Origin of the sequence: Pseudomonas sp. HN11 (assembly GCF_021390155.1) — a bacterium.
In the GTDB taxonomy this organism is placed as follows: Bacteria; Pseudomonadota; Gammaproteobacteria; order Pseudomonadales; family Pseudomonadaceae; genus Aquipseudomonas.
On record NZ_CP089985.1, the window covers coordinates 1,985,892 to 2,010,725 of the forward strand.

Consider the following 24,834-nt stretch of genomic DNA (forward strand, 5'->3'; position numbering starts at 1 on the left):
AGGAAATAGCATGAAACAGCATCGGTTGGCGGCGGCGGTGGCCCTGGTTAGCCTGGTACTTGCGGGTTGTGATTCGCAGACCAGCGTAGAGCTGAAAACCCCGGCGCAGAAAGCTTCCTACGGCATCGGCCTGAACATGGGCAAGAGCCTTGCCCAAGAAGGCATGGATGACCTGGATTCCAAGGCAGTAGCCCAAGGCATCGAAGATGCTGTCGGCAAAAAAGAGCAGAAGCTCAAAGACGACGAACTGGTTGAAGCGTTTGCCGCACTGCAAAAGCGTGCTGAAGAACGCATGACCAAGATGAGCGAAGAGTCGGCAGCCGCCGGCAAGAAATTCCTCGAGGACAACGCCAAGAAAGACGGCGTCGTCACCACCGCTTCCGGTCTGCAGTACAAGATCATCAAGAAAGCCGACGGCGCCCAGCCTAAGCCGACTGACGTGGTGACTGTGCACTACACCGGCAAACTCACCAACGGCACCACCTTTGACAGCTCCGTGGATCGCGGTAGCCCGATTGACCTGCCTGTCAGCGGCGTGATCCCGGGTTGGGTCGAAGGCCTGCAATTGATGCATGTCGGCGAGAAGGTCGAGCTGTACATTCCTTCCGACCTGGCCTACGGCGCACAAAGCCCAAGCCCAGCGATCCCAGCCAACTCCGTGCTGGTATTCGACCTGGAGCTGCTGGCCATCAAGGACCCAGCCAAGGCTGAAGCTCCTGCTGCACCGGCTGCCAAGAAGTAACAGTCGCCTGAACCCACAACGCCCCGTCTCGACGGGGCGTTGTTGTTTCTGAGGGTTGCAAAACCCGCACCCACAAACATCCGACCGAACGGCTGCAATCTGTAGCAGTCTGATATAAGACTCGAGTACGGGTAGCCGCACATCAACGCCAAGTCAATGAAATCTTGGGTTTTTTTTCAGTGCGCAAAAAACGCCCGATCTGACTGTAGGCCTTGTATTCCGTGGCTTCCAGCGCGGAAATCAGGCTCTGTTCACAAGGTTATCCACAATTTGTGTGGATAACCTTTTATGTCGCCTGGAACTGGAGTGACAAATGAAACCACCCTTCAATTTCACCCGTTTCCTGCCCATGGCCGCACGCCTTCTGGGCCGTGGGCGTTTGCCGACGCTGCTGTTCGCCGTAGCCGCCAAGGGTTCGAGCCAGGGCAATCGCCTGGGCAAACTCAAGGATGACTTCAAGCTGCTTCAGGCACTGTGCCTGGCTTACTGGCGTGGCGAATACCGAACCATCAGCCCCAAGGCGCTGATTTCGGTAGTGGCGGGGTTGATGTATTTCCTGAGCCCGATCGATGCAATCCCGGACTTTATTCCCATGTTCGGCATGCTAGACGACATTGCCGTACTGGCGTGGGTCATGAAGACCCTGGACGGTGAACTGAGCGCCTTTCGCGCCTGGCGTGACGCCCAGCGTCCGGAAAAGCTCGCCGTGGTGGAGCGCCTGCCTGCGACGCCCGCGCTACTGGCCAAGGAGAATCGGCAAAAAAACGGATGACGTGGCTATCCCCCTGCGACCTTTATGGCTGTTAGGATTACACTCCTAAGGAAAGAGCTTACTCAGTAAGTGCAGTTATCCTACGGGGCAGTCATGGATATTCAGATAATTTCACGCAATGGCGAACCCGAATATGCGGTGTTGCCATGGGATCAGTACCAGGCGCTGCTAAAAGCTGCCGGTCAGCAACAACCGACGTCACCCCCTTCTCCTGCTGCCCAAGCCGCCTCTGAACCGGACCTGCGCCTACTTGCAGACCTGCGCGGCTTGCGTGAAGCAAAGGGCCTGGCGATCGAGACCCTGGCTCGCACTGTGGGTATCAGCCCCTCATATCTTGGATTGATTGAAAGTGGTGAGCGCCAGCCGGATGCCGCGATCCGCCGCAGCCTGGCCTGGGAATTGGGCGTTGCAGGTTGGAGGGATGAATCTTGAGCCTACGTATCAGCCGTCAACATTGGGATGGGTTGCTCAACGAACTGGACCAGGCGCGCCGCCAGCGCCATCTGCTGACTTACCGTGCGCTGCTGGAGCGCTTGCAGTTCCCCACGCCGGCCATGCAAACCCTGGCCGCCGCCCTGGAACACCTGGCGGCGCTGGACGCCAAGGCCGAGCAGCCGTTGCGCAGCTCGCTGGTCATCAGTCAGGGTGCCAGTCGTCTGCCACGTACCGGCTTCTTTGAATGTGTAGAGCGCCTGGGCCGCTTCAGCGGGCCGTCCGATGGTGTGGCCGCTGCCGCCTGGCATGCATCGGAAGTGGTTCGGGTGTTCGAATACGAGTATCCGGAGTCCGCCGAGGCTTAAAGCGCCTGGGGCAGCGCGTCCATGCTGTCGATCACGTGAATGCTGTATCCGGCCATATCCTTGGCATGGTGCTTGGCTTGCGAGGCCAGCTCTGCCAACTGGCTGGCATCGAGCTGTCCACAGGCCTGTGGATATAAATGCACCACGCCGATGGACAGTGACAGCAGTGCAAACTCCTGACGCACGCCCTGGCGGTTCAACGCCACGAAACAACCGGTCTCCAAGTGTTCGGCGCGGTAGAAACGCCGGCATTGAGTGTGGAAGTCATCCAACAGCTGATTGAGGCGTTTGCGCCAATCCTGCGGGCCCAGCACCAGCAAAAAATCATCGCCGCCGATATGCCCGACAAAGTCGCGGCTGGGGTCGACGCGGTCGTTCAGGCACTGCGCCAGGCACAGCAACACTTCATCCCCACGCCCGTAGCCGTAGATATCATTGAATGGCTTGAAGCTGTCGATATCCACGTAGCAGATCACCGATTCGCGCTGTTGTTGCAGCAAGCGCGTGAGGCATTGCTGGATCGGCACGTTGCCCGGTAGCAGGGTGAGTGGGTTGGCGTAGCGCGCTTGTTGGATCTTCAACTCGGTGATCAGTTTGAGCACATCGATCACCCGTCCCAGGCCCAGATAATCGCCATTGAGCGTGATAATGAAATCTTCTTCGATACGTTGCCGCGCGCGGCTGGTCAGCAACCGACTGACCTGTTGCAGGGACTGGCTCAGCTCCACCGCCAGAAAGTCGGTGCTCATCAAGCGGCTGATGGGCTTGCGCGCAAACAGGTCGGTGGCGAAGGGTTTGAGCAGCGCATCCGACAGCGAATGCCGGTGCACGATGCCGATCGGGTGCCCGCGCCCATCCAGCACCGCCAGGGAATTGAGGTTGGCCTGGCGTCGGAACGCTTCCAGCACTTGAGCAGTGGCAGTGTCCTGATCCACCGCCGGCTGTTCGCTGAGCAAGGCGCTGAGGTCGCTGCCTTCGTCGTTCAGCGCCACGTTCGCGCTGTCGGGCTTGGGTAACATCAGGCGTGCTTCCTGCGGCGGCTGCTCCTGCGGACGGCAGAGCAGGTAGCCTTGGACCAGGTCCACGCCCATCTCTGTCAACACCGCCAATTCTTCGGGCAATTCGATTCCCTCCGCAATCACTTGGGCACGCGATGCCTTGGCGATTTGCAGGATGGAGCCGACAAATTCCCGCTTGAGCGCATCCTGATGGATGCCGTCGATGAAGTGTCGGTCGATCTTCACGTAATCCGGGCGCAACTCCGACCACAAACGCAGGCTGGAATAGCCGGCGCCCAGGTCATCCAGGGCAATCGAAAAACCCATGTTGCGATAGTGGTGCAGGGCGGTTTGCAGCAGGTCGATATCGTTGGTGGGCGTTTGCTCGGTGAGTTCGATCACCACCTGGCTCGGTGGAATGCCAAAGTCATGCAGCAATTGCAGGGTACGGCCCGGCTGGTGCGCGGTTTCCATCAGGGATTGTGGCGAGACATTCAGAAACAGCTTGCCCGGAAGCTTCTGCTCGCTGAAGCGGCGGCATGCGCTCTCGCGGCAGGCGATCTCCAGTTCACTCAGCCGTCCGGCCTGGCTGGCTATGGAGAACAGGGCGACGGGGGAGTGCAGGGGGCTGTTGGACGGGCCACGACTGAGGGCTTCATAGCCGAGAATACGCCGTGCAGACAGGCTGATGATCGGTTGGAACAGGCTGTGCAAACTGCCTTGAGCCAGGATAGAGCCCAATGCATTCAGCTGTTCGGTCATGGTCATGGCGATCTCGATCGAAAAAAAAGGACCTCAGGCTGGAAGCCTGCGGTCCTTCATTTCACGACAGAATGATGTCTATATGATGACACTCTGCGGTGCGATCACATTAAATTGCCATCACTTACTGCTTGGCTACCTGCTTAGTGATCTTCAGATAATCCAGCAGAATCCGGCCAGTCTCAGCCAGGTAGGCGTCATCTTCCGGCTTGGTTTTGTCGGCCTCGACCGGCAGTGCATCTTCATCTTCTTTCTTCAGCTCCTTGAGTGGATCTTCCCCCTTGGCCTTGCGGCGGATGTTTTCCAATGCAAGTTGCTTGTTTTCAATGTCGGTGTGCTGCGCACGGCGGTCCACTTCGTTGAGGCTGACGGTTTTTTCTTCCATCAGCTTCTTGGCCAAAGCCAGCTTGTCGCGGATGAACACGAACTCGGCATCCTTGGCGGAGCGGGTGTCGTGGTCAGCCTTCAACTGCGCCAGGAACGGCTTGAACGGATCCGAAGCGGGCTTGATCGCTGGACGGATGGTGTCCCACGGCATAGCTTCCGGCAGCGCGCTTTCGCCGATTTCCTTGGTGTCGATGATCGACGGGAAATCGATGTCCGGCAGTACGCCCTGATGCTGGGTGCTCTGCCCGGAAACCCGGTAGAACTTCGCCAAGGTCAGTTTCAGCTCGCCATGGTTCAGCGGCTGGATGGTCTGCACGGTGCCTTTGCCGAAGGTCTGGCCGCCGATGATCAACGCGCGGTGATAGTCCTGCATGGCGCCGGCAAAAATTTCCGACGCCGAGGCCGAGAGGCGGTTGACCAGCAGTGCCATCGGGCCTTTGTAGAAGGCGCCTGGGTTCTCGTCTTCCAGCACGTCGACACGGCCGTCAGCGTTGCGTACCAGAACGGTCGGGCCCTTGTCGATGAACAGGCTGGTCAGCTCGGTGGCTTCCTGCAGGGAACCGCCGCCGTTGTTGCGCAGGTCGATGACCACGCCGTCGACTTTTTCCTTCTGCAGCTCAGTCAGGATTTTCTTAACGTCGCGGGTGGTGGACTTGTAATCCGGATCGCCAGCACGGAAGGCCTTGAAGTCCAGGTAGAAGGCCGGGATTTCAATCACGCCCAGCTTGTAGTCCTTGCCATCCTGCTTGAGGTTGAGGACTTTCTTCTGCACGGCCTGGTCTTCGAGCTTCACCGCTTCACGGGTGATGGACACGATCTTGCTGGTCTGGTCGTTCGGTGCATTGGTGTGCGGAATCACTTCGAGGCGCACCACGCTGCCTTTCGGCCCACGGATCAGCTTGACCACTTCGTCCAGGCGCCAGCCGACCACATCGACCATCTCTTTGTCGGCCTGGGCCACACCGATGATCTTGTCAGCCGGGGCGACCTGCTTGGTCTTGTCTGCCGGACCTGCTGGCACCAGGCGCACGATCTTGACCTGGTCATTGTCGCTTTGCAGGACGGCACCGATACCTTCCAGCGACAGACTCATGTTGATATCGAAATTTTCCGCGTTATCTGGCGACAGATAATTGGTGTGCGGGTCGTAGGACATTGCGAAGGTGTTGATGTAGGCCTGGAAGATATCTTCGGCACGGGTCTGGTCCAGACGCGCCAATTGATTCTTGTAGCGCTTGGTCAACAGTTCCTGGATGGCCTTCGGTTCTTTGCCAGCGATCTTCAAGCGCAGCACTTCGTCCTTGACGCGTTTGCGCCACAGGTCGTCGAGGGCAGCGGTGCTGGTCAGCCAAGGGGCGTCCTTGCGGTCCACCAGAAGGGTTTCCTTCTGGGTGAAGTCGAGCTTGTCGACGCCCTTGTTCAACTCACCCAAAGCAAAGTCCAGACGCGCTTTGACGCGGTCCAGGTAACGCTTGTAGATGGTGAAACCGGGCTGCAGGTCGCCGCTTTTGAGGAAGTCGTCGAACTGGGTCTTCCACTTGTCGAACTCGGCGATATCGCTGGCCAGGAAGTAGCTGCGCGACGGATCCAGCAGCTTGAGGTAGCTGTCATAGATGATCACTGAGCGAGCGTCGTCCAGCGGCGGCTTGCTGTAGTGATGACGCTTGAGCAACTCGACAACGTTAAGGCTGGCAATCACCTCATCGCGATCCGGCTGAAGGTTGTCCCAGCTGTTGGCTGCGAACGTATTGGTCGACATCGACGCGAAGCCGAGACCAATGAAAAGAGCGAGGGCGGTGCTGGGGAACAAATGCTTCATGCTGATTCGACGCGGGGGCAATTGATAACGCATATTAGGCCGTCTTTGAGGGAGCCGGTTCCATATGGTCCGGTCGCATAATGCAAAAAGCCCGGCGATACAGCTACGGGCTCAGTCCAGACTCACTATGGAGGCACTGTGAAAGCATTGCAAGGCGTTGACGGTCATGTGGAGTGGTTGGAAGAACCCAGTCCTACCTGCGATGTAGGGCAAGTTCGCATTCGCGTGGCGGCAGCGGGCCTCAATCGCGCCGATTTGTTACAGCGTGCCGGGCTTTATCCGCCGCCGCTGGGTGCCAGCCAGGTGCTGGGCCTGGAGTGTTCCGGGGTGATCAGCGAAGTGGGTGCGGGCTCGTCCTGGCAAGTCGGCGACCGTGTCTGCGCGTTGCTGGCCGGCGGTGGCATGGCCGAAGAAGTGGTGGTGGATGCGCGTCACGTACTGCCGGTGCCGGAAGGGTTGTCGCTGACCGACGCGGCGGCACTGCCTGAGGTGTACAGCACCGCGTGGCTCAATCTGTTCCAACTGGCCGGCCTTAAACCCGGTGAGAAGGTCTTGTTGCACGCCGGCGCCAGTGGCGTGGGCTCGGCGGCGATCCAGCTATGCAAGGCATTTGGCAGCCCGTGCTGGGTCAGTGTCGGCTCGGCTGAGCGCCTCACATACTGCGAGGAGCTGGGCGCCCAGGGCGGCGTGGTGCGCACCGATGGCATCGAAGGGCTGCGGGATTTCGGACCGTTCGATGTGATCCTCGACCCGGTCGGTGGCAACTATGCGGCGCTGGACCTGAAACTGCTGGCGCTGGATGGGCGCTGGGTATTGATCGGCTTGATGGGTGGCCGTGAGGCGCAGTTGGACTTGGCGCAGGTGTTGGGCAAGCGTATTCAGCTATTGGGTTCGACCTTGCGCAGCCGCAATGATCAGTTCAAGGCGGACCTGTTCAGCGACTTGAGCCAGCATGTCTGGCCGTTGTTTGTTGAGGGGCGACTGAGTCCGCAACTGGCCAAGACGTATCCGATCAAGGATGCTGAGGCGGCGTTTGCCGAATTGGCGAGCAACCAGATTTCCGGGAAGTTGGTGTTGGTGATTGACGAAAGCCTCATCTGATTCCAACGTGAAATGCAGTCAATGTGGGAGCGAGCAAGCCCGCTCCCACATTTAGATCGAGGTTGAATCAGATCCAGTGATGGATCGGCCAGCCGGTTTGCTCTGCATGCTCGCGCAACACCGGATCCGGGTTCACTACCTGCGGATGTTCGACCTTCAACAACAACGGCAAATCATTGCGCGAATCCGAATAGAAGTACGCGCCCTCCAGCGTTTCGCCTTCCTGCTCCAACCATTCCATCAGCCGCGTGATCTTGCCCTCGCGATAGGTCAGCACACCGATCGTACGCCCGCTGTACACGCCATGGCTGACTTCAAGGTTGATCCCAAGCACTTCATCAATACCGATCCGCGCCGCAATCGGCGTGACCAGGTGCGTGCCCGACGCAGAGATCACCAGAATCCGATCGCCATTCGCTCGATGACGGGCGATGGTCTTGGTGGCGTCACTGTAGATCAGCGGCTCGATCACGTCCTCGACCCACGGCTCCACCAGATGCTCGATTTCCTCCGGCGTGCGGCCGATCATCGGCTCCAGGCTGAAGTCCATGAAGTCTTCCATGCGCAGCTTGCCCTGGCTGTAGGCGGCCATCAGTTCGTTGTTCTTGCGCATGAACGACTCGGGGTCGACCCAGCCCAGGCGGCCCATTTGCTCGCTCCATAGCGTGGCGCAGTCGCCGTGGATCAGGGTATCGTCCAGATCAAAAATTACCAATGCCATCGGTCACGCTCTCTCAATCAATCGTTGCATCAGGCTACTTCACACAGGGCGCTGGGGTCGATGGAAAGTGCCAGGCGTTGTCCGTCCGGGTGCAGGTCGTCGGCCGAACGGTTGAGTACGTCCACCACCAGCTCCACGCCGCGTGCTTCGATGCGGTAGCGAATCACGTTGCCCAACAGGCTGTGGCTACGCACCAGGGCGTCCAGTTCGCCATCGCGGCTCAGCTCGATGGCCTCCGGGCGAATGGCGATACGGCTGTTGATCGGGCGTTGCAGCAATTGGCTGGCCTTGTCAGCGTCCAGCAGGTTGTAGTTGCCGATGAAACCGGCGGCGAACACGTCGACCGGCGCGGTGTAGAGGGTCTCGGCATCGCCGCTCTGCACGATCTTGCCCTGGTTCATCAGGAAGATGCGGTCCGACATGGTCAGGGCTTCTTCTTGATCATGGGTCACGAAGATCGTAGTCAGGCCCAGTTCGCGCTGGATCTGGCGAATCTGTTCGCGCAAGTGTTTGCGAATGCGTGCATCCAGTGCCGACAGTGGCTCATCCAGCAACAACAGGCGCGGGCGAGTGACCAGTGAGCGGGCGAGGGCCACGCGTTGGCACTGGCCGCCGGACATCTGGTGCGGGTACCGGCCGGCCAGGTCCTTGAGCTCGACCAGTTGCAGCACTTCCTGCACGCGCTTGTGGCTGTCGTCGGCGTTGACCTTTTGCATGCGCAGACCGAAGGCAACGTTCTGTTCCACGGTCATGTTGGGAAACAGTGCATAGCTCTGGAACACCATGCCGATGTGACGTTTCTGCGGGCTCAGCGGGACGATGTCCTGGCCATCCAGCAGGATTTTCCCACTGTCCACCGACGTCAGGCCGGCGATGCAGCGCAGCAGCGTGGATTTGCCGCAACCGGACGGGCCGAGCAGGGTGACGAACTCACCCTTGGCGATCTCGCAGTTGATATCACTGAACACCGGGGTGCCGGCGTAGCCTTTTTGCAGGTGTTGGACGCTGACGAAGCTCATTGGCTTTTGTCCTTGTTCAAGATGTTGGCGGCCCAGGTCAGCACCAGCACAAAAAAGAAATAGGAAATCACGACGGCACTGGTGAAGTGGCCGCTGCTGTTGCGCATGTTGTTGAGGTACACCTGCAGAGTTTCGTAGCGGGTGCCCACCAGAATGTTGGCGAACACGAACTCACCGAACAGGAACGAGAACGACAGCAACAGCGCTACCATCAGGCCTTTACGCAAGTTGGGCAGCACCACCAGGATCGCCGCCTGCCAGGTGCTGGCGCCGAGCAACTGAGAGGCGTCCATCAGGTCGCGCAGGTTGATCGCTTGCAGGTTGTTGGTGATCGCCCGGTACATGAACGGCAGCGCCACGGTGAAGTAGCAACCGATCAGGATCCACGGCGTGCCGACCATGGCCATTGGTCCGGAGCCATACAGTTGCAGCAGGCCCACCGACGACACCACGGGAGGCACTGCGAAGGGCAGCAGGATCAGGATGTTCATCAGCGCATCGAGCTTGGGGAAGTGGTAATGCACCACGAACAGCAATGGCAAAATCAGTACCACCGACAGGATCAGCGCGCCGACGCACACCAGCAACGACTGCCCGAAGGCCATCAGAAAGCGCGGATCGCTCCACAGCTGCACGTACCATTTGACCGTGAAGCCGGCGGGCAGAATGGTTGCCGACCAACTGCTGGCGATGGAGTAGACAAAGGTGCCAACCAGCGGCAGCACCAGGATTGCAAACAACAGCCACACCACCACCCGATGGTAGAGGGAGGCCGGGCCGGCTTCAGCGCGAGACATGGTAGCTCCTCTTGAGCAACAGTTGATGAACCACGGTGACCACGGTCATCAGCGCCACTAGCACCACGGCCAGAGCGCTGGCCATGTTCGGGTCGAGGGACACATCTCCGGACACCAGGCCCGCGATGCGGATCGGCAGCACGTTGAAGTTGCCGGTGGTCAGCGCATACACCGTGGCGTAGGCGCCCAAGGCGTTGGCCAACAGAATGACGAATGTACCGAGCAGGGCCGGGGTCAGCACTGGCAGGCCAATGTGGCGCCAGAACTGCCAGCCATTCGCGCCGAGCAGTGCAGCCGACTCACGCCAGTCTTCGCGCAGTGCATCGAAGGCCGGGTACAACAGCAACACGCCCAGGGGAATCTGGAAGTAGGTATAGAGGATGATCAAGCCGGTTTTGGAGTACAGGTTGAAGTCCTGAATGATCCCCGCCTGCTTCAGCATTATCGTGATGCTGCCGTTGAAGCCCAGCAAAATGATAAACGCGAACGCCAGGGGCACGCCGGCGAAGTTGCTGGTCATGTTGGCAAAGGCGGTGACGAAATTGCGCAGCGGCGAATCCACACGGCGCAATGAGTAGCTGCCCAGCGTGGCGATGATGATGCCGAAAATGCTGGAGTAGAAGCTGATCTCCAAGCTGAATTGGATGGCTTGCAGGTAGAACTTCGAGCTGAAGATGCGCATGAAGTTTTCCAGGCCCCAGCCGGACTCTTCGGTTTGCAGACTGTTGATCAGTACCCACACCAGCGGGGCGATTTCGAACACGATAAAAAACAGTGCGAAAGGTACCAGGCACAGCAGCGCCAGCCATTTGCCACGGATCATTTCAATAGCTCCCGGCACACAGGTTTGTCATGAGGCACGCCGAGCAGTTCACAGACCGTGCCGCACAGCTCGGTCTGTTTCGGCGTGGCGTTGGGGTCCAGGCTGAATGCGTCGCCGAGGACGAACAGCGGCACTTCGCGTTCCTCCGGCAAAAGGCCGTTATGGGAACGGTCGTTGTTCATGCCGTGGTCGGCGGTCACCAGCACTTGGTAGCCGGCGTCGAGCCAGCCTTGCAGGTAGTCGGCCAGGATGATGTCGGCCGAGCGTGCGCTGTTGCGATACTGCGGGGTGTCGAGGCCGTGCTTGTGGCCGGCGTCGTCGATGTTCATCGGGTGCACCACCAGGAAGTTTGGCGCGTGTTTGAGGCGCAGGCTCTCGGCGTCGGCAAACAGGTGGGAATCCGGGTAGTGATCATTCCAATAGAAATGCCCGTGCTGGATCGCCAGCGCCTTGTCGTCGGTATAACGGTCGCGGGCGGCGAGAAAGGGCGTGCGGTTATACAACTCGCTGACCCAATGGTAAGCCGCCGCCGCCGTGGTAAGGCCGGCGTCGGTGGCGTAATGGAAAATGCTGCGCTGGTTGGACAGGCGCGAGACGTTGTTGTGCACAATGCCGCTCTGGATCGGCGGCACGCCGGTCAGGATGCATTCATACAGCGGGCGGGACAGGGCAGGCAGTTCACATTCCAATTTGTAGAGCGCTGCGCGTCCTGCGCCGACATAGGCCTGCAAGTGTCCCATGGCGTGCCTCGCAACCTCGAAGTTCAGGCCGTCGAGCACGACAAGGATGACATTGTGCTTCATGGGGGCTGGGGCTCCGCAACAGTAGGTTTGACTCAATGTCTCAGGAGGAGCAAGGGCAAAAAACGTGGGAGCGGGCTTGCTCGCGAATTCAGGGTGTCGGTGAAGAATATTTCATCTGGTACACCACCTTCGCGAGCAAGCCCGCTCCCACATTGGATCTCCAGTAGAGCTCCAATGTGGGTAACCCGATCACTTCATCTCTACGATGACCTGCTCGTTCCACAACTGAGGCAGTTTCTTGGACGTGGCTTCCCAGGCATCGGCATCCTTGATCGGCTGCGGGTTGGCCTTGGTGTACTGCTCGCCCGGGATCAGGTTCTTGGCGATGTCGGCCGGCAGTTTCAGGTCGGTTTCCGCGCGGATCGGACGCGCATTGCCTTTCGCCAGATTCAGTTGGCCGGCGTCGCTGAAAATGTATTCGCGAGTCAGCTTGGCGGCGTACGGGTGCTTGGCGTATTTGTTGATGAGGGTGGTGTAGCCGGATTTCACCGAGCCGTCCGATGGGATCAGCACCACGTAGTCATCCGGGTTGGCCATCTTGGCCTTGTAGCTCAAGCCGTTGAAGTCCCAGACCACGCCCACTTCGACTTCGCCTTTTTCCATGGTGGCGATGGTCGGGTTGGACAGTGATAGACGGCCTTGCTGGGCGATCTTGGTGAAGAATTGCAAGCCAGGGGCGATGTTCTTTTCGTCACCTTTATTGGCGATGGCCGCTGCCAGTACACCGTTGGCCGCTTGCGCTGCGGTGCTCACGTCACCGATGGAGACCTTGTACTTGCCGTTCTGCAGATCAGCCCAGCTGGTCGGCACCTCAGAGCCGTGCAGCAGCTTCTTGTTGACGATAAACGCGATGGTGCCGGTGTAGGCCAGGGCCCAGTGACCGTCTTTGTCTTTAGCCCAATCCGGAACCTGGGCCCAAGTGGACGGTTTGTACGGCTGGGTTACTTCCTGCTTCACCGCAATCGGACCGAAGGCTGCACCCACGTCGCCAATATCGGCGCTGGCGTTGTCTTTCTCAGCCTTGAATTTGGCGATTTCCTGGGCAGAGCTCATGTCGGTGTCGATGTGCTTGAGGCCGTAGGTCTTGGCGAGGTCTTCCCAGGTGCCTTTCCAGTTGGCCCAGTCATCGGGCATGCCGACGCTGTTGACGGCGCCTTCCGCTTTCGCGGCGGCTTCAAGAGTTTTTAGATCGGTATCAGCGGCCATGGCGGCGGTGCACATGGCAATGGTCGAGCCTAACAGTGATGCCAGGAAAAGCTGTTTCATCCGAAGCTCCTTTGGGCGTTTTCAACGCGGCGGTTTTTTCTACGGTGTTGTTGGTCTAGGTCAGAGCAATACCTGAGCCAATCTAGACACGATGGATGACAGTTTCATGTCGATGTCGTTTTCAAAGCGCAGATGTCGCTAAGTTCAGAATGAGCGTAGACCATGTCCAAGTGCCCGCATTGATTGGACTTGGCCGATGTATTGCAGGGTGTGCTGCGAGGGATCGACATGGACTGTCATCTGTCGGTCATCTGCAATGCCTAGGCTGGCATTTAGTCGTACAGCCCGATTGCGCAGCGGTTTATGCACCTTGTCGGTGCTGGTCTAGTCCAGATAGGTAACGTTGATGCGTGATGAGGCAATCAAGGCGGTGACATCCATTGGCCTGGCGCTGCAAGAGCAGATTGACCACGGTTTGTTGCGGCCTGCCAGCAAACTTCCCGCCGAGCGCAAACTCAGCGAGTTGTTTGGTACCACTCGGATTACGGTGCGGGAAGCCTTGTTACAACTGGAGGCCCAGGGCCAGATCTATCGCGAGGAGCGGCGTGGCTGGTTTGTCTCGCCGCCACGACTGGCCTACAACCTGATGCAACGCAGCCATTTTCACGCGATGGTCAGCGATCAGGGGCGGGTGGCTTCCACAGAAGTGATTTCCGCGCGGCTGCAACCGGCCTCGGCGGCGGTGTGTGCGTGGTTGCAGCTGCCGGCACTGTCCAGCGTGATCCAGATCTGCCGGGGCCGGCGGATTGACGGGCGCTTGGTGCTGTATGTGGAGCACTACCTGAACCCGCAGTATTTCCCGGGGATTCTGGCGTGTGATTTGAATCAGTCGATGACTGAGTTGTATGCGCGCAAGTACGACCTGCACTACGGGCGGGTGCGCTTTGAAATCGTGCCGACCTCACTGCCGGTGGAAGCCGCCGCCGCGCTGCGCGTGTCGGTGGGCAGCCCGGGTTTGCGGATCGCCCGGGTCAATTATGACCAGCACCAGCGGTTGATCGACTGCGACCTGGAGTTCTGGCGGCATGATGCCATTCATGTCGGTGTGGATGTTACGGGGTCAGCGCCTTGATCACCTGATCCACATTGGTCTCCAGTTCTGTCACCGGTTCGGCACCGTCCACATTCAACACCAACAGCGTTGAACTTCCGGCAGTGATAGCCGCCTTCACCGCGTCACTCGGCCGGCGATGGTGCAGCACCACCGCGACCTCGTTGTCCTTCAATTCGGCAGTCAGTTTCTGCAACGCCTCAGGCGTCCAATCCGCGTCGGGCCGTGCGTCGGTGCTGAGCACTTCCAGGTTCAAACTGCTGACCAGGTACGCGAAGTGGTCACTCAAGCTGACCACGCTCAGGTTATCCGCCTTGGCCAATCGTGTTTCGCTGTCGGCGGTGAGCTTGAGCAGGCGCTGTTTGAGGGCGGCGAGGTTGGCGTCGACCCTCGGCTTGGCGGTGGGGGCGAGGCGGCTCAGGTCGGCGGCCAGCACATCGGCCATGCGTCCCATGTTGTTGCTCGACTGCCATGGCTGGCTGTTCAAACCATCGGCGACGCCCGGCTGCACCGCGATGCCGGGCAGACCGCCGTCCACCGGGCGTGCGGCATCGACTTCGACGATGCGGATATTGCTGCGCCGCGCCACCGGGTACAGCGGGTCGTCGGCCCACAGCGAGCGCAGGCCGATGGCGGCGTCGGCGTCCAGCGCCAACTTATTCAGCGCGGGGGCGCCACGGCCGGTGAAGTAGGACACTTGCCGCGAACCCGGCAAGTTGGCCGGCGCGGCGCGCTCAAGCTGTACGTCGGTGCCTTTGAGCAGCACGTCAGCCAGACCATAGGTGATCGGCAACGAGGCCAGCACTTTGACCGGTTTTGCCGCATGGGCGGCCGGTTTGGTCGCTTCAGCCGCCATCAATGGCGTGGTGAACAGACAGGCGATGGCCAGCGCCAGAGGACGAAGAACGAAGCGCATTATCCAAGATTCCCTTTAAGGCTGGGCACCGTGCCGCGCGCGATGGCGGCCAGGGCGAAGGCGATACCGGCGACCAGTATGATTGCGGCGCCGGACGGCACCGGCAGGTCAAAAATGATCGGCAGCAGGATCCCGCAGAGGGTGCTGACGGTGGCAATCGCGACAGAAACCCAGAAGAAGCCCTTGAGCGACTGGCTCAGCAGACGCGCCGCCGCCGCCGGAATCACCAGCAGCGCGCCGACCAGGATGGCGCCGATGACCTTGACCGCCGCGACGGTGATCAGCGTCACCAGGATCACGAACAGATAGTCCAGGGTCTTCACCGCCACACCGCGCACCGCCGCCAATTGCGGATTGAAACTGGCCAGCATGATGCGGTTGTACAGCGGTAGCGCCAGGGCCATCACCAGCGAGCCGACAACCGCCAGCACCAGCAGGTCGTTGCCGTTGACCGTCAACACCGAGCCGAACAGCACGTTCTCGAGGATGTGCACGTTGATCTTGCCCGCCAGGATCAGCAGCAGGCTAGCCCCCAACGCCAGGGACACCGACAGGAACACGCCGATCAAGGTATCCGGCGCGAGGCCGGTGCGGTTGCGCAGGTAGTTGAGCAGGATACCGAACAGCAGGCAGTAGCCGAACAACGCGCCATACGGACCGGTGTAGGGTTCACCCAACAGAATGCCCACCGCCACGCCGGTCAGCGCGGCGTGGCCGACCGCTTCGGAGAAAAACGCGAAGCGCTTGACCACCACCAGCGTGCCCAGGCCGCCCAGCACCGGGCCGATCAACAGGCCGGCGAGCAGGGCATTGACCACAAAACCGTAGGCCAGCGCCTCCGGCAGATAACCGGAAGAGGCCCAGCCCTGGACCATCAAGCGAAAGGCTTCATAACTCATTGCGCTGGGCTCCGAGGGTGGGTGGAGAACAGGGTCAGCAGACGATCCGGGGTCAGCGCTTCCTTGGGCGTGGCGTCGAACAGCACGCGGCGGTTCAGGCCGGTGACGCGGTCGGCCAGGCGGCCTACGGCCTCCAGATCGTGCTCGATCCACAGCACAGTCATCCCGGCCAGGCGCCAGTCATTGAGCAGGCGCTCGAACACCTGGATTCCGGCTTCATCAAGCGCCGACATCGGTTCGTCCAGCACCAGCAGCTGTGGCGCCGGAATCAGCCCCTGGGCCAGTAGCACGCGCTGGCGTTCACCGCCGGACAGCGCGCCCATGCGCCGCTTGCGTTTGTGCTGCATGCCCACGCGCTCCAGCGCATCGCCAATTGCGCCGGCGTAATGCTTGGACAGGCCCAGAAACGCCGGACGTCGTTGGCACATGGCGGCCATGAAATCATCCACGGTCATCGGCAAGCCACGGTCGAACTCCAGCGCCTGGGGCACATAACCGATGGTGCCGGGCGCTGCTGGCCAGTGCAGGCTCAAGCGCCCCTGGTGAGGGGTTTGCCCAAGCAGGGTCTTGATCAGCGAGCTTTTGCCGCCGCCGTTGGGGCCGACCAGGGCATGGATGCTGCCCGGTTGGACCTGGAAACTCACGTCATCGAGGATCACGGTACGGCCCAGGGTCAGCGCCACCTTGTCGAACTCAAGCAGCGGGCCGAGGCTGACCGCATTCAGTTGTTCCGCCGCCGTCATGCCTCCGACTCCTGAATCGCTCGCACCACCGTGTCGAGATTGCCGGTCATCTCTACTTCGTACTTCTCGGCGCTGTATTCACCGTAGGAAATATGCGACAGCGGGTACAGCTTGACGCCCGACTCGCGCTGGATGGTGTCGACGTAGGTGGACGGGAAGTCCATCTCCGAGAAGATCACCTTCACGTCCAGGGCGCGCAGTTCATCGATGGTTTTCTTCAACTGGCTCGGGCTAGGCTCGATGCCATGGGCCGGTTCGACCACGGCGGTGACTTCCAGACCGAATTCGCGCAGCAGGTAATCATAGGCCGCGTGCACAGTGGCTACGCGCAAGTCCGGGTTGGGTGCACTGGTCAACTTGGCCAAGGCATCGGCGCGCATCTGGCGCAGGCGTTTGCCGTAGGCGCGGGCGTTCTGTGTGTAGGTCTTGGCGTTGTCCGGGTCGAGCTTGCCCAGCTCGCGGGCGATGTTGTTGACCTGGGCAATCGACGCACTGATCGACAGGAAGGTATGCGGGTTGACCACCTTGCCCGCACCGCGCGCGGCGTTCCCGGTGGCGGCCAGCAGCGGCACATTGGCGTTGGCCTCGATCACCGGGATGTCCGGACGTTCGCTGGTGGCGATCATGCGGTCGGCGAAATCATCGTGGCCGACGCCGTTGAGCACGATCACGTCCAGGGTGCCGATGCGCTTGATGTCTTCGGCGCGTGGCTCATAGGCATGCGGGTTGAAGCCGGCCGGAATCAGTGGCACCACCTCGGCCTTGTCGCCGACGATATTGGCTACATAGCTGTAATAAGGGTGCAGGGTGATGCCGATACGCAAGCGCTTGGCCGCTTCGGCATTGGCCAATGGAGCGAGCATCAGGCTGAACAGGCTGACCAGCAACAGGCGCAACAGGGGAGATGAAATAGACATGAGCAATCGGTCTTCTCGTTCAGTGACGGTGCTGGCGGGTGACGCCGGCATCGAATTGCGCGACCACCTGCTGCCAGCCGGCTGCGATCAACGCCTGGTCAGAGAGGTCGGAGGGGGCGGCGAGGTTGGCCTGGCGATTGAGCCAGATATCCGGCTCGGGACCGTGCACGCGCATCAGCAGCGAGCCGCTGGTGCCGGGTGCCTGGCTCAAGCCCAGATAGGCCGAGGGTTCCAGCAACTGCCAGCGATGATCGCCACGGCTGACCGAACTGGCGTCCTGGGCAAACGGTGCGAAGCCTTCTTCGGCCAGTTGCGCCGGGCTGGGTAGCGCGCTTTGCTCCTGCTGCAACAGCTGGATTTCATCCAGGGTCACTCGCAGGTCGGCGTAGATGCCTTGCTCGGCGGCGCTCAGGTCGCGGCGCGCGTCCAATTGGTGGCTGGGCACCGCCGCGACTTCCTGTGATTCTCCGTGCAGCGCTATCACCGAGCCGGCCACCGCGAGGATGATCAGGCACAACAGCAGCACGTAGAGGGTTTCGTGACCGGCACCGGCCGGGCGTACAACCTGTGTGGTCGTCATTGCGGCTGGATATCCGCTTGGTCGATTTCCACCACATGGCCGGGACCCGCATCGAACAGCACGTAGAACTCGGCGGATGGCTTCTTGAAGGTCAAGGTCGAATCCTCACCCAGCTTGCCGGGCATCAGGATGGTTTCGTCGTAGCCGATCACGTCCAGGGTCACACCGGGTGCGCCGCTGCCGTCCGAAAAGCCGCCTTTGCACTGGATCTGCTCGCCGGGGATTTCCTTGCACTCGCACATCGGGTTGTGGGCCAGGGCGACGGTACTGAAACCGGCGCAGGCCAACAGGACGACACAGGTGCGGGTCATGCGCATCAAAGTCATGGTTTAACTCCTTGCTTGTTCAGCCAGGCAATAGTGGCAGGCGAGGCCTGGCTCAACGGGATGGAACCCTGGTGCATGCTGCCGTCCCAGCCTTCCATGGTAATCCACACTTCGGCGTCGGCCGGGGTGCGTTCAGGAATCGGCAGGGCGGCGCCCATACGATAAGGCGTGCCGAAGAAGATCACCCCGGCAGCGCGCAGGCTGCGCGGCTTGCCGATACGCAGGTAGGTGGCCTTGACCTGGTCGGCGCAGATGTCGCACAGGGCGGCGTTGAAAAACTTCATCGGGCCGGCCGGGTCGGGGGTCGGTCCTTCATTGCGAAATTCCGCGAGGGTCAGGCTCCAGGGCCCGACCTGCACCTCGCCCGCGACCCGCTCGCCGATGCCGGCGTCACCGCGAAACAGCGCAGCATCGGCGAAGTATTTAGGCATGAAGCCCAGGGGCACCAGCAGCAACAGCACGTTGATGTGGAAACGCCATTTCAACCAGAAGGCCCGCAACGGTGAAGGCTTGGCAGCAGCGACCTTGCTCATGGGTTGGCCTCCGAGGTTTCAGCCTGTCTGGCCGGGATGGAAACGGGTTTTTGTTGGGTCTTGGCCTCACGCTTCAGGGCATTGAGAGTGGCCAGGGCGGTACGCTTGGTCCAGATCAACAGGCCGCTCAACACCATCATGCTCAGCACCAGGCCGAAAAATGCCCAGATCAGCTTGATCCACAGGCCGCCGAAGTCGCCGGTATGCAGCGGGCGCATGGACTCGGTGACGAACTCCAGGGTGGTGCGGTCGGAGAGCAGGTGCGAGACAGCGATTTCGCCGCTATAGGGGTTGAGTTGCGCGGTCTGGAACATCAGTGGGTACCAGCCCCGACCGCCAATCTGTAGATGGCTATAGGCGTTGAGCGGCAGGAAGGCAAAGGTGGCATCCAGGCCGGGAATGCGTTGGGTCGCGATCTTGATGGCTTCGTCCAGAGGGATCATGGGGGCCGGTACGCCAGGGGCGGAGGTAGGCACTTTCTCACGGGCAATCACCGGGACAATCGGTTCGCTGGAGATGGAAATCTGGTTGTCCCCCAGGATTGCCTGGATCAGGAACCAGGTGCCGGTGATCGAGATGACCGCGATAAACCAGATCGACCAGATGCCGCTCAGGCGGTGGAAGTCGCCCCAGAAGATCCGCGCGCCGTGGCGGATACGCAGGGTTGGTCGGAAAAACCCTTTCCAGAAGCGCTTGTACACCACCAACCCGGTGACGAGTGATGCCAACAGTGGCAAACCGAGGAGCGACACCAGGTACCAGCCCCAACTGTAGCCATTGGTAAACGGCACTAGCCACCACCCGTGAAGTGCACGCGTGAATTGCTGGAAGTTGAACGACGGGCTGATGCCCTGGATCGCGCCGGTGTAGGGGTTGGCATAGGCCTCGACCGAGCGCCCGTCGGGGTAGCTCAGGCCGACACTCAGTGCAAAGTGTGACTCGTCGGGACGGATGATCGAGCGGACGATCACCTGGGGTTCGTCGCGCTTGATGGCGGCGATCACCTGGTCAAAGCTCAGCGGTTGAGCGTCATCCGTCGGCTTGCTTGCACGGATATCCGGGTTGGCCAGCCAGACGATCTCCTGGCTGACCACCGCCAGGGTGCCGGTGACGCAGACGATCAGTACAAAGAACCAGATGGGCAAGGCCAACCAGCTATGCACGAGAAACCAGAGTTTGGAGCGTGACTTCTTCGACATGTGAATGAGGGTCTTGATCGGAGGGGGCAGTGAAGGCCCGGAAAAGGCCAGTCGTAGCTTTTGCTGACGCGACAGGCTGTATCTAAGTTAAGACGGATGAGAATGAGAAATCCCTAAGCCGGATATGAAAGAAAATGTTTCAGGCTCACATTCAGGCCGCTTAAACGCCTCGATCGAACACGAAACATGTTCAAAGCCATCACTCAAGCGGCATTGATGGGGCTCGGGCGCTGCGTAGGATGGGCTCATACCGTTGAGCGAGCCTTAAAAATGACTGCCAGAACCCTCTACGACAAACACATCGACTCCCACACAGTGTGCCCCCTGGATGATCAGGGGCATGTCCTGCTTTATATAGACCGCCAGGTGATCAACGAATACACCAGCCCTCAAGCCTTCAGTGGTTTGCGCGAAGCCGGGCGCACGGTGTGGCGCCCCGGCACAGCGTTGGCCGTGGTCGACCATGTAAACCCCACCACACCCCAGCGCATTGCGGCGATGCCCGATGCAGGCGGTGCGCGGCAAGTGTCGTACCTGGCGGAAAACTGCCGGGACTTCGGTATCGAGCTGCTGGACATCCTCGACAAGCGCCAGGGCATCGAACACGTGATTGCGCCGGAACAGGGTTTCATCCTGCCGGGCATGGTGATTGCTGCCGGTGACAGCCACACCACTACCTACGGCGCCCTCGGTGCCTTCGGTTTTGGCATCGGCACCTCGGAAATCGAACACCTGCTGGCTTCCCAGACGCTGGTCTACAAACGTCTGAAAACTATGCGGGTGACGGTAGACGGTGACCTGGCCCCGGGTTTGACCTCAAAAGACGTGATCATGGCGCTGATCGGCAAGATCGGCGCGTCCGGCGCAACGGGCTATGCCATTGAATTTCGCGGCTCCACCATCGACGCGCTGAGCGTCGAGGCGCGCATGACCATCTGCAACATGGCGGTGGAAGCCGGTGCGCGGGGGGCGTTCATGGCGCCGGACGAAAAAGTCTTCGCCTACCTCAAGGGAAAACCACGCGCACCGCAAGGCGAGCTGTGGGAAAAAGCACTGTTGGAGTGGCGAAAACTCCACACCGATAACGACGCGGTGTTCGACCGGGAGGTGCAACTCGACGCCACCACCTTGGAACCCATGGTCACCTGGGGCACCAGCCCCGACCAGGCCGCCCCCATCGGCGCCCGCGTGCCCGACCCGCTGGACGTCAGCGACCTGATCCTGCGCCAGGATATGCGCCGCGCCCTCAACTACATGGGCCTGGAAGCCGGCATGCCGCTGAGCGAGATCGTCATCAGCCACGCCTTCATCGGTTCCTGCACCAACGCCCGCATCGAAGACCTGCGCGACGCCGCCAGCGTGGTGCGCGGCAAACACGTGGCCGACCATGTGCGCGCCATGATCGTGCCCGGCTCCACCGAGGTCCGCGACCAGGCCGAAGCCGAAGGGCTGGCGGCGATTTTTATCGACGCCGGCTTTGAGTGGCGCCAGTCCGGCTGCTCGATGTGCCTGGCGATGAACGACGACGTGCTGACCCCCGGCGACCGCTGCGCCTCCAGCACCAACCGCAACTTCGAAGGCCGCCAGGGCGCGGGCGCACGCACCCACCTGATGAGCCCGGCGATGGTCGCCGCTGCTGCCATTACTGGCCGCCTCACTGATATCCGCCATTTTGGAGCGCGCCCATGAGCCTGCAACCCTTCACCCTGGTCACCGGCAAGGCCGCGCCGATGCTGGCGGCCAACATCGACACCGACGTGATCATGCCCAAGCAATTCCTCAAGGGCATCGACCGCAGCGGCCTGGACCGTGGGCTGTTCTTCGACCTGCGCTTCTTGCCGTCCGGCGAGCCCAACCCCGAGTTCGTGCTGAACCAGCCGGCCTGGCAGGGTGCGAGCTTCATGGTGGTGGGGCCGAACTTCGGGTGCGGTTCCAGCCGTGAACATGCGGTGTGGGGCTTGAAGCAAATGGGCATCCGCGCGTTGATCGGCAGCAGCTTTGCCGGGATTTTCTATGACAACTGCCAGCGCAACGGGGTGTTGTTGATCACCTTGGACGAGGGGGTGTCGCAGGGGCTGGGCAAGACGGTCAGCCAGGCGAATCAGGCGCAGATCAGCGTGGACCTTGAAGCCCAGGCGATTCGCTTGGCGGGCGGCGAGGTGATCCCGTTCCAGATTGATACGTTGCGCAAGACTGCGTTGCTGCTGGGCCTGGACGCCATCGGCAGTACCTTGCAACGCAGTGAACAGATCAAGGCTTTCGAGCAACAGCACCTGGCAGCCAATCCCTGGCTGAGCTAAATCGATAACCCTTTGAAATGCTCCTGTAAAAATTCCACGCAGGCGCGCAGCTTCCCGGAATACGCCAACCGTGTCGGATACACTGCCCACACGTTGGCGCTCTGGGTATAGCCGTGCAGCACCTGCACCAGCTTGCCTTGTTCCAATAACGGCTTCACATCCCACATCGAGCGCAGCAACATCCCGCGCCCATCCAATGCCCACTGCAATACGATCTCGCCGTTGTTCGACGACAGCGGCCCGCGTACGCGCACGCTCTCCTGGGCGCCGTCGTGTTCCAGGTTCCAGATGCCAAACGCGTTATCGCGCTCCTTGATCACCAGGCAGTCGTGCTGTTCCAGGTCGCTCAATTGCTGCGGCGTGCCGCGGCGCTGCAGGTAAGCCGGAGCGGCGCACAGCACGCGGCGGTTGCTCACCAGCCGGCGGCCGATGTGCTGGCCGGGGATGTCGTCGCCCACGCGGATCTCCAGATCGAAGCCTTCGCTGACGATGTCCACCACGCGGTCGAACAGGTCCAGGCGGATCTCCAGATCCGGGTACTGTTCCGCCAGCAACGACAGGGCAGGCGCCACATGGTTGCGACCGAAGCCGAAGCTGCTGCACAGGTGCAGGCGGCCACGGGGGCTGTCACGGGCGTCGGAGAGTTCATCGGTGAGTTGCTGGAAGTCTTCCAGGATGCGCACGGCCCAGCGCTGCACTCGTTCGCCGTCTTCGGTGAGGGCGATGCGCCGGCTGGTGCGGTGCAGCAGGCGGGTGGCCAGGGTGGTTTCGAGGATCTGGATGCGCTTGCTGACATAGGCCGGCGACAAGCCCAGCTCATCGGCTGCCGCCGCGAAGCCGGCCTTGCGGATCACGGTCAGGAACACCCGCAGGTCTTCGGGTAGGGGCACGGTATCGTTCTTATTCGTCATCAGAAACAGGGCTGGCGGTATGAGCCGCCAGAATAGCATTGCGCTGATCGCGGCTCAGCGCAGGAAGCTCAGGACTTCGCCCAGCAACAATTCAGGGGTTTCTTCTGCGATGTAATGGCCGGCTGGCAGGGCCTTGCCGCGCACATCAGTGGCGACTTTCTGCCATTCCTTGAGCGGCTCGAAACAGCGGCCGACGGTGCCTTCGGCGCCCCACATCACCAGCAGCGGCAGGTTCAGGTGACGACCGGTGTCGATGTCCGCCTGGTCGTGCTCAAGGTCGATACCGGCAGCGGCACGGTAGTCTTCGCAGATGCCGGTGGCGGCGCCCGGCAGTTTCAGGCAGCGCAGGTATTCGGCGAAGGCCTCGTCGGTGAACGGCTGGAGCCCGGCACTGCGGCTGCCCATCACACTGCGCAGGTACAGCTCCGGGTTGCTTTCGATCAAGGCTTCCGGCAATGGCGCTGGGCGGATCAGGAAGAACCAGTGCCAGTAGGCGCGGGCGAAGGCTTCGTCGGTCTGCGCGTACATCGACAGGGTGGGGGCGATGTCCAGCAGCACCATGCGTTGCACGGCGCCGGGGTGATCCAGCGCCAGGCGATGGGCCACACGGGCGCCACGATCGTGGGCCAGGACCGAGAACTGCTCGAATCCCAGGGCCTTCATGAGCTCGAAGCCATCCTGGGCCATTTCCCGTTTCGAATAATGTGTGTGATGGTCATTGGCCGGTGGCTTGCTGCTGTCGCCATAACCGCGCAGATCGGCCGCCACGACGGTGAAGTGTTCGGCCAGTTGCTCGGCGATTTTGTGCCAGATGACGTGGGTTTGCGGGTGCCCGTGCAGCAAGAGCAGGCCGGGACCTGTACCGCCTTTGCGGTAGCTGATATCCACGCCGTTGACGTGGCATTTGTCTTTTTTGAATCCGGCGAACATGGAATGACTCCTTGTGATGAGTACTTGCATCGTGGAATCACGCGGCGTTCGGGGCAAGGCCGAAAACGTGGAGGGGCTGTTCATGAAGTGTGTAGGAGCCGTCAGTTACTGCACGATCCTTCAAGCAGTGGAGATCAACTGTGGGAGCGGGCTTGCTCGCGAATGCGGAGTGTCAGTCACCGGATTCATGTCTGAGAGGCCGCCTTCGCGAGCAAGCCCGCTCCCACAGTTAATATGTACTGTTCTGGCGATCTCAGCTTTGTTTGAACATCGCTTCGGCGCGTTCGCGGATCTGCGCTTCGGTGAGGTCTTCCTTGTGGGTCGCCAGGAACCACATATGCCCGAATGGATCTTTCACGCTGGCGGAGCGGTCGCCGTAGAACTGGTCCTTGGGCTCGGACACTACGCTGGCGCCTGCGGCAACGGCTTGTTTGAATTGCGCGTCGACATCGTTCACATACAGGTGCAAACCGACACTGGTGTGTTCATCCGGATTGCGCAGAGCCATTTCATCGCAGGGGGTGCCCAGCATGATCGCCGAGTCGCCAATGCGCAGTTCGGCATGGCCGACTTTGCCATCGGGCATGTCCAGGCGCATGACCTGGATGGCGCCGAAGGCTTTTTTGTAGAACTCGATGGCTTCACTGGCTTTGTTGATGCCCATATAAGGCGTGATGCTGGCGTAGCCCTCGGGAATAGGTTTAACGCTCATATCGCTC

The 24,834-nt window shown here is 60.8% G+C and carries 27 protein-coding genes; 8 read left to right on the top strand and 19 right to left on the bottom strand.

Annotation, left to right across the window (positions count from 1 at the left end; genetic code table 11):
• Window positions 1–10: 10 nt before the first annotated feature.
• From LVW35_RS09200 to LVW35_RS09215, 4 genes are all read left to right on the top strand, one after another.
• A complete protein-coding gene (locus tag LVW35_RS09200) occupies window positions 11–742 on the top strand; it encodes an FKBP-type peptidyl-prolyl cis-trans isomerase (protein ID WP_010211620.1) in 732 nt (243 codons plus the stop codon).
• Window positions 743–1,055: 313 nt separating this feature from the next.
• Window positions 1,056–1,514, top strand: coding sequence for a YkvA family protein (locus LVW35_RS09205; RefSeq protein WP_233894957.1), 459 nt, complete (start codon window positions 1,056–1,058; stop codon window positions 1,512–1,514).
• Window positions 1,515–1,607: 93 nt separating this feature from the next.
• A complete protein-coding gene (locus LVW35_RS09210; protein WP_233894959.1) occupies window positions 1,608–1,946 on the top strand; it encodes a helix-turn-helix domain-containing protein in 339 nt (112 codons plus the stop codon).
• Window positions 1,943–2,314: a hypothetical protein gene (locus tag LVW35_RS09215; RefSeq protein WP_233894961.1), complete on the top strand. Its 372-nt coding sequence runs from the start codon at window positions 1,943–1,945 to the stop codon at window positions 2,312–2,314. Before LVW35_RS09210 ends, LVW35_RS09215 begins: the two co-directional genes overlap by 4 nt.
• Here the strand turns inward: LVW35_RS09215 and LVW35_RS09220 are convergent.
• Window positions 2,311–4,080, bottom strand: a complete 1,770-nt coding sequence (locus tag LVW35_RS09220) for a bifunctional diguanylate cyclase/phosphodiesterase (protein ID WP_233894962.1) — start codon at window positions 4,078–4,080, stop codon at window positions 2,311–2,313. The two genes, LVW35_RS09215 and LVW35_RS09220, sit on opposite strands and share 4 nt — an antisense overlap.
• 118 nt (window positions 4,081–4,198) lie before the next feature.
• Window positions 4,199–6,280: a carboxy terminal-processing peptidase gene (locus LVW35_RS09225; RefSeq protein WP_233894963.1), complete on the bottom strand. Its 2,082-nt coding sequence runs from the start codon at window positions 6,278–6,280 to the stop codon at window positions 4,199–4,201.
• A 138-nt stretch (window positions 6,281–6,418) separates the two neighbouring features.
• Between LVW35_RS09225 and LVW35_RS09230 the strand changes: the two genes are divergently transcribed.
• Window positions 6,419–7,381, top strand: a complete 963-nt coding sequence (locus LVW35_RS09230; RefSeq protein ID WP_233894964.1) for a zinc-binding dehydrogenase — start codon at window positions 6,419–6,421, stop codon at window positions 7,379–7,381.
• Window positions 7,382–7,448: 67 nt separating this feature from the next.
• Here the strand turns inward: LVW35_RS09230 and LVW35_RS09235 are convergent, their stop codons facing one another.
• From LVW35_RS09235 to LVW35_RS09260, 6 genes are all read right to left on the bottom strand, one after another.
• Complete coding sequence (locus LVW35_RS09235; RefSeq protein ID WP_233894965.1) at window positions 7,449–8,102, bottom strand: HAD family hydrolase; 654 nt, start codon at window positions 8,100–8,102, stop codon at window positions 7,449–7,451.
• Between the two features lie 29 nt (window positions 8,103–8,131).
• Window positions 8,132–9,121, bottom strand: coding sequence for an ABC transporter ATP-binding protein (locus LVW35_RS09240; protein WP_233894966.1), 990 nt, complete (start codon window positions 9,119–9,121; stop codon window positions 8,132–8,134).
• Window positions 9,118–9,918, bottom strand: a complete 801-nt coding sequence (locus LVW35_RS09245) for an ABC transporter permease (protein WP_010211611.1) — start codon at window positions 9,916–9,918, stop codon at window positions 9,118–9,120. The genes LVW35_RS09240 and LVW35_RS09245 overlap by 4 nt, the downstream gene beginning before the upstream one ends.
• The gene (locus LVW35_RS09250) at window positions 9,905–10,741 is read right to left on the bottom strand and encodes an ABC transporter permease (protein WP_442799630.1); all 837 of its coding nucleotides are present in this window, start codon (window positions 10,739–10,741) and stop codon (window positions 9,905–9,907) included. Before LVW35_RS09250 ends, LVW35_RS09245 begins: the two co-directional genes overlap by 14 nt.
• The gene (locus tag LVW35_RS09255; protein WP_233894967.1) at window positions 10,738–11,544 is read right to left on the bottom strand and encodes an alkaline phosphatase family protein; all 807 of its coding nucleotides are present in this window, start codon (window positions 11,542–11,544) and stop codon (window positions 10,738–10,740) included. Before LVW35_RS09255 ends, LVW35_RS09250 begins: the two co-directional genes overlap by 4 nt.
• 189 nt (window positions 11,545–11,733) lie before the next feature.
• Window positions 11,734–12,810, bottom strand: a complete 1,077-nt coding sequence (locus LVW35_RS09260; RefSeq protein WP_233894969.1) for an ABC transporter substrate-binding protein — start codon at window positions 12,808–12,810, stop codon at window positions 11,734–11,736.
• A gap of 346 nt (window positions 12,811–13,156) precedes the next feature.
• On the opposite strand from LVW35_RS09260, the gene LVW35_RS09265 reads away from it, so the two are divergent.
• A complete protein-coding gene (locus tag LVW35_RS09265) occupies window positions 13,157–13,882 on the top strand; it encodes a UTRA domain-containing protein (protein ID WP_233894971.1) in 726 nt (241 codons plus the stop codon).
• On the opposite strand, the gene LVW35_RS09270 is transcribed toward LVW35_RS09265, so the two are convergent.
• From LVW35_RS09270 to LVW35_RS09305, 8 genes are read right to left on the bottom strand one after another with little or no spacing between them, the layout of a single operon-like run.
• Window positions 13,863–14,777: a metal ABC transporter solute-binding protein, Zn/Mn family gene (locus LVW35_RS09270; RefSeq protein ID WP_233894973.1), complete on the bottom strand. Its 915-nt coding sequence runs from the start codon at window positions 14,775–14,777 to the stop codon at window positions 13,863–13,865. The genes LVW35_RS09265 and LVW35_RS09270 overlap by 20 nt on opposite strands.
• Window positions 14,777–15,676, bottom strand: coding sequence for a metal ABC transporter permease (locus tag LVW35_RS09275; protein ID WP_010211603.1), 900 nt, complete (start codon window positions 15,674–15,676; stop codon window positions 14,777–14,779). Before LVW35_RS09275 ends, LVW35_RS09270 begins: the two co-directional genes overlap by 1 nt.
• A complete protein-coding gene (locus LVW35_RS09280; RefSeq protein WP_233894975.1) occupies window positions 15,673–16,419 on the bottom strand; it encodes a metal ABC transporter ATP-binding protein in 747 nt (248 codons plus the stop codon). Before LVW35_RS09280 ends, LVW35_RS09275 begins: the two co-directional genes overlap by 4 nt.
• Entirely contained in the window at window positions 16,416–17,336 is a 921-nt protein-coding gene (locus LVW35_RS09285) for a metal ABC transporter substrate-binding protein (RefSeq protein WP_233894977.1), read from the bottom strand. Before LVW35_RS09285 ends, LVW35_RS09280 begins: the two co-directional genes overlap by 4 nt.
• 19 nt (window positions 17,337–17,355) lie before the next feature.
• Window positions 17,356–17,916 carry a DUF6162 family protein gene (locus LVW35_RS09290; RefSeq protein WP_233894979.1) on the bottom strand — a complete coding sequence of 187 codons (561 nt, stop codon included), beginning with the start codon at window positions 17,914–17,916 and terminating at the stop codon, window positions 17,356–17,358.
• Window positions 17,913–18,242 (bottom strand): hypothetical protein, encoded by a 330-nt coding sequence (locus tag LVW35_RS09295; RefSeq protein ID WP_442799631.1) that lies wholly within the window; start codon window positions 18,240–18,242, stop codon window positions 17,913–17,915. The genes LVW35_RS09290 and LVW35_RS09295 overlap by 4 nt, the downstream gene beginning before the upstream one ends.
• Window positions 18,239–18,775 (bottom strand): thiamine pyrophosphate-binding protein, encoded by a 537-nt coding sequence (locus tag LVW35_RS09300; protein ID WP_233894981.1) that lies wholly within the window; start codon window positions 18,773–18,775, stop codon window positions 18,239–18,241. Before LVW35_RS09300 ends, LVW35_RS09295 begins: the two co-directional genes overlap by 4 nt.
• Complete coding sequence (locus tag LVW35_RS09305) at window positions 18,772–19,974, bottom strand: PepSY-associated TM helix domain-containing protein (protein ID WP_233894983.1); 1,203 nt, start codon at window positions 19,972–19,974, stop codon at window positions 18,772–18,774. The genes LVW35_RS09300 and LVW35_RS09305 overlap by 4 nt, the downstream gene beginning before the upstream one ends.
• A gap of 270 nt (window positions 19,975–20,244) precedes the next feature.
• Between LVW35_RS09305 and leuC the strand changes: the two genes are divergently transcribed.
• Both leuC and leuD read left to right on the top strand, forming a co-directional pair.
• Window positions 20,245–21,663 (top strand): 3-isopropylmalate dehydratase large subunit, encoded by a 1,419-nt coding sequence (leuC, locus tag LVW35_RS09310; protein WP_233894984.1) that lies wholly within the window; start codon window positions 20,245–20,247, stop codon window positions 21,661–21,663.
• On the top strand, window positions 21,660–22,274 hold the full coding sequence (gene leuD / locus LVW35_RS09315; RefSeq protein WP_233894986.1) for a 3-isopropylmalate dehydratase small subunit: 615 nt from the start codon (window positions 21,660–21,662) through the stop codon (window positions 22,272–22,274). Before leuC ends, leuD begins: the two co-directional genes overlap by 4 nt.
• Here the strand turns inward: leuD and LVW35_RS09320 are convergent.
• The 3 genes from LVW35_RS09320 to LVW35_RS09330 all read right to left on the bottom strand — a co-directional run bounded on the left by LVW35_RS09320 (window position 22,271) and on the right by LVW35_RS09330 (window position 24,827).
• Window positions 22,271–23,185, bottom strand: a complete 915-nt coding sequence (locus LVW35_RS09320; protein WP_233894987.1) for a LysR substrate-binding domain-containing protein — start codon at window positions 23,183–23,185, stop codon at window positions 22,271–22,273. The genes leuD and LVW35_RS09320 overlap by 4 nt on opposite strands.
• A 54-nt stretch (window positions 23,186–23,239) precedes the next feature.
• Window positions 23,240–24,115, bottom strand: a complete 876-nt coding sequence (locus tag LVW35_RS09325; RefSeq protein ID WP_233894988.1) for an alpha/beta fold hydrolase — start codon at window positions 24,113–24,115, stop codon at window positions 23,240–23,242.
• Window positions 24,116–24,368: 253 nt separating this feature from the next.
• The gene (locus LVW35_RS09330; RefSeq protein WP_233894989.1) at window positions 24,369–24,827 is read right to left on the bottom strand and encodes a VOC family protein; all 459 of its coding nucleotides are present in this window, start codon (window positions 24,825–24,827) and stop codon (window positions 24,369–24,371) included.
• Between the last annotated feature and the right edge of the window lie 7 nt (window positions 24,828–24,834).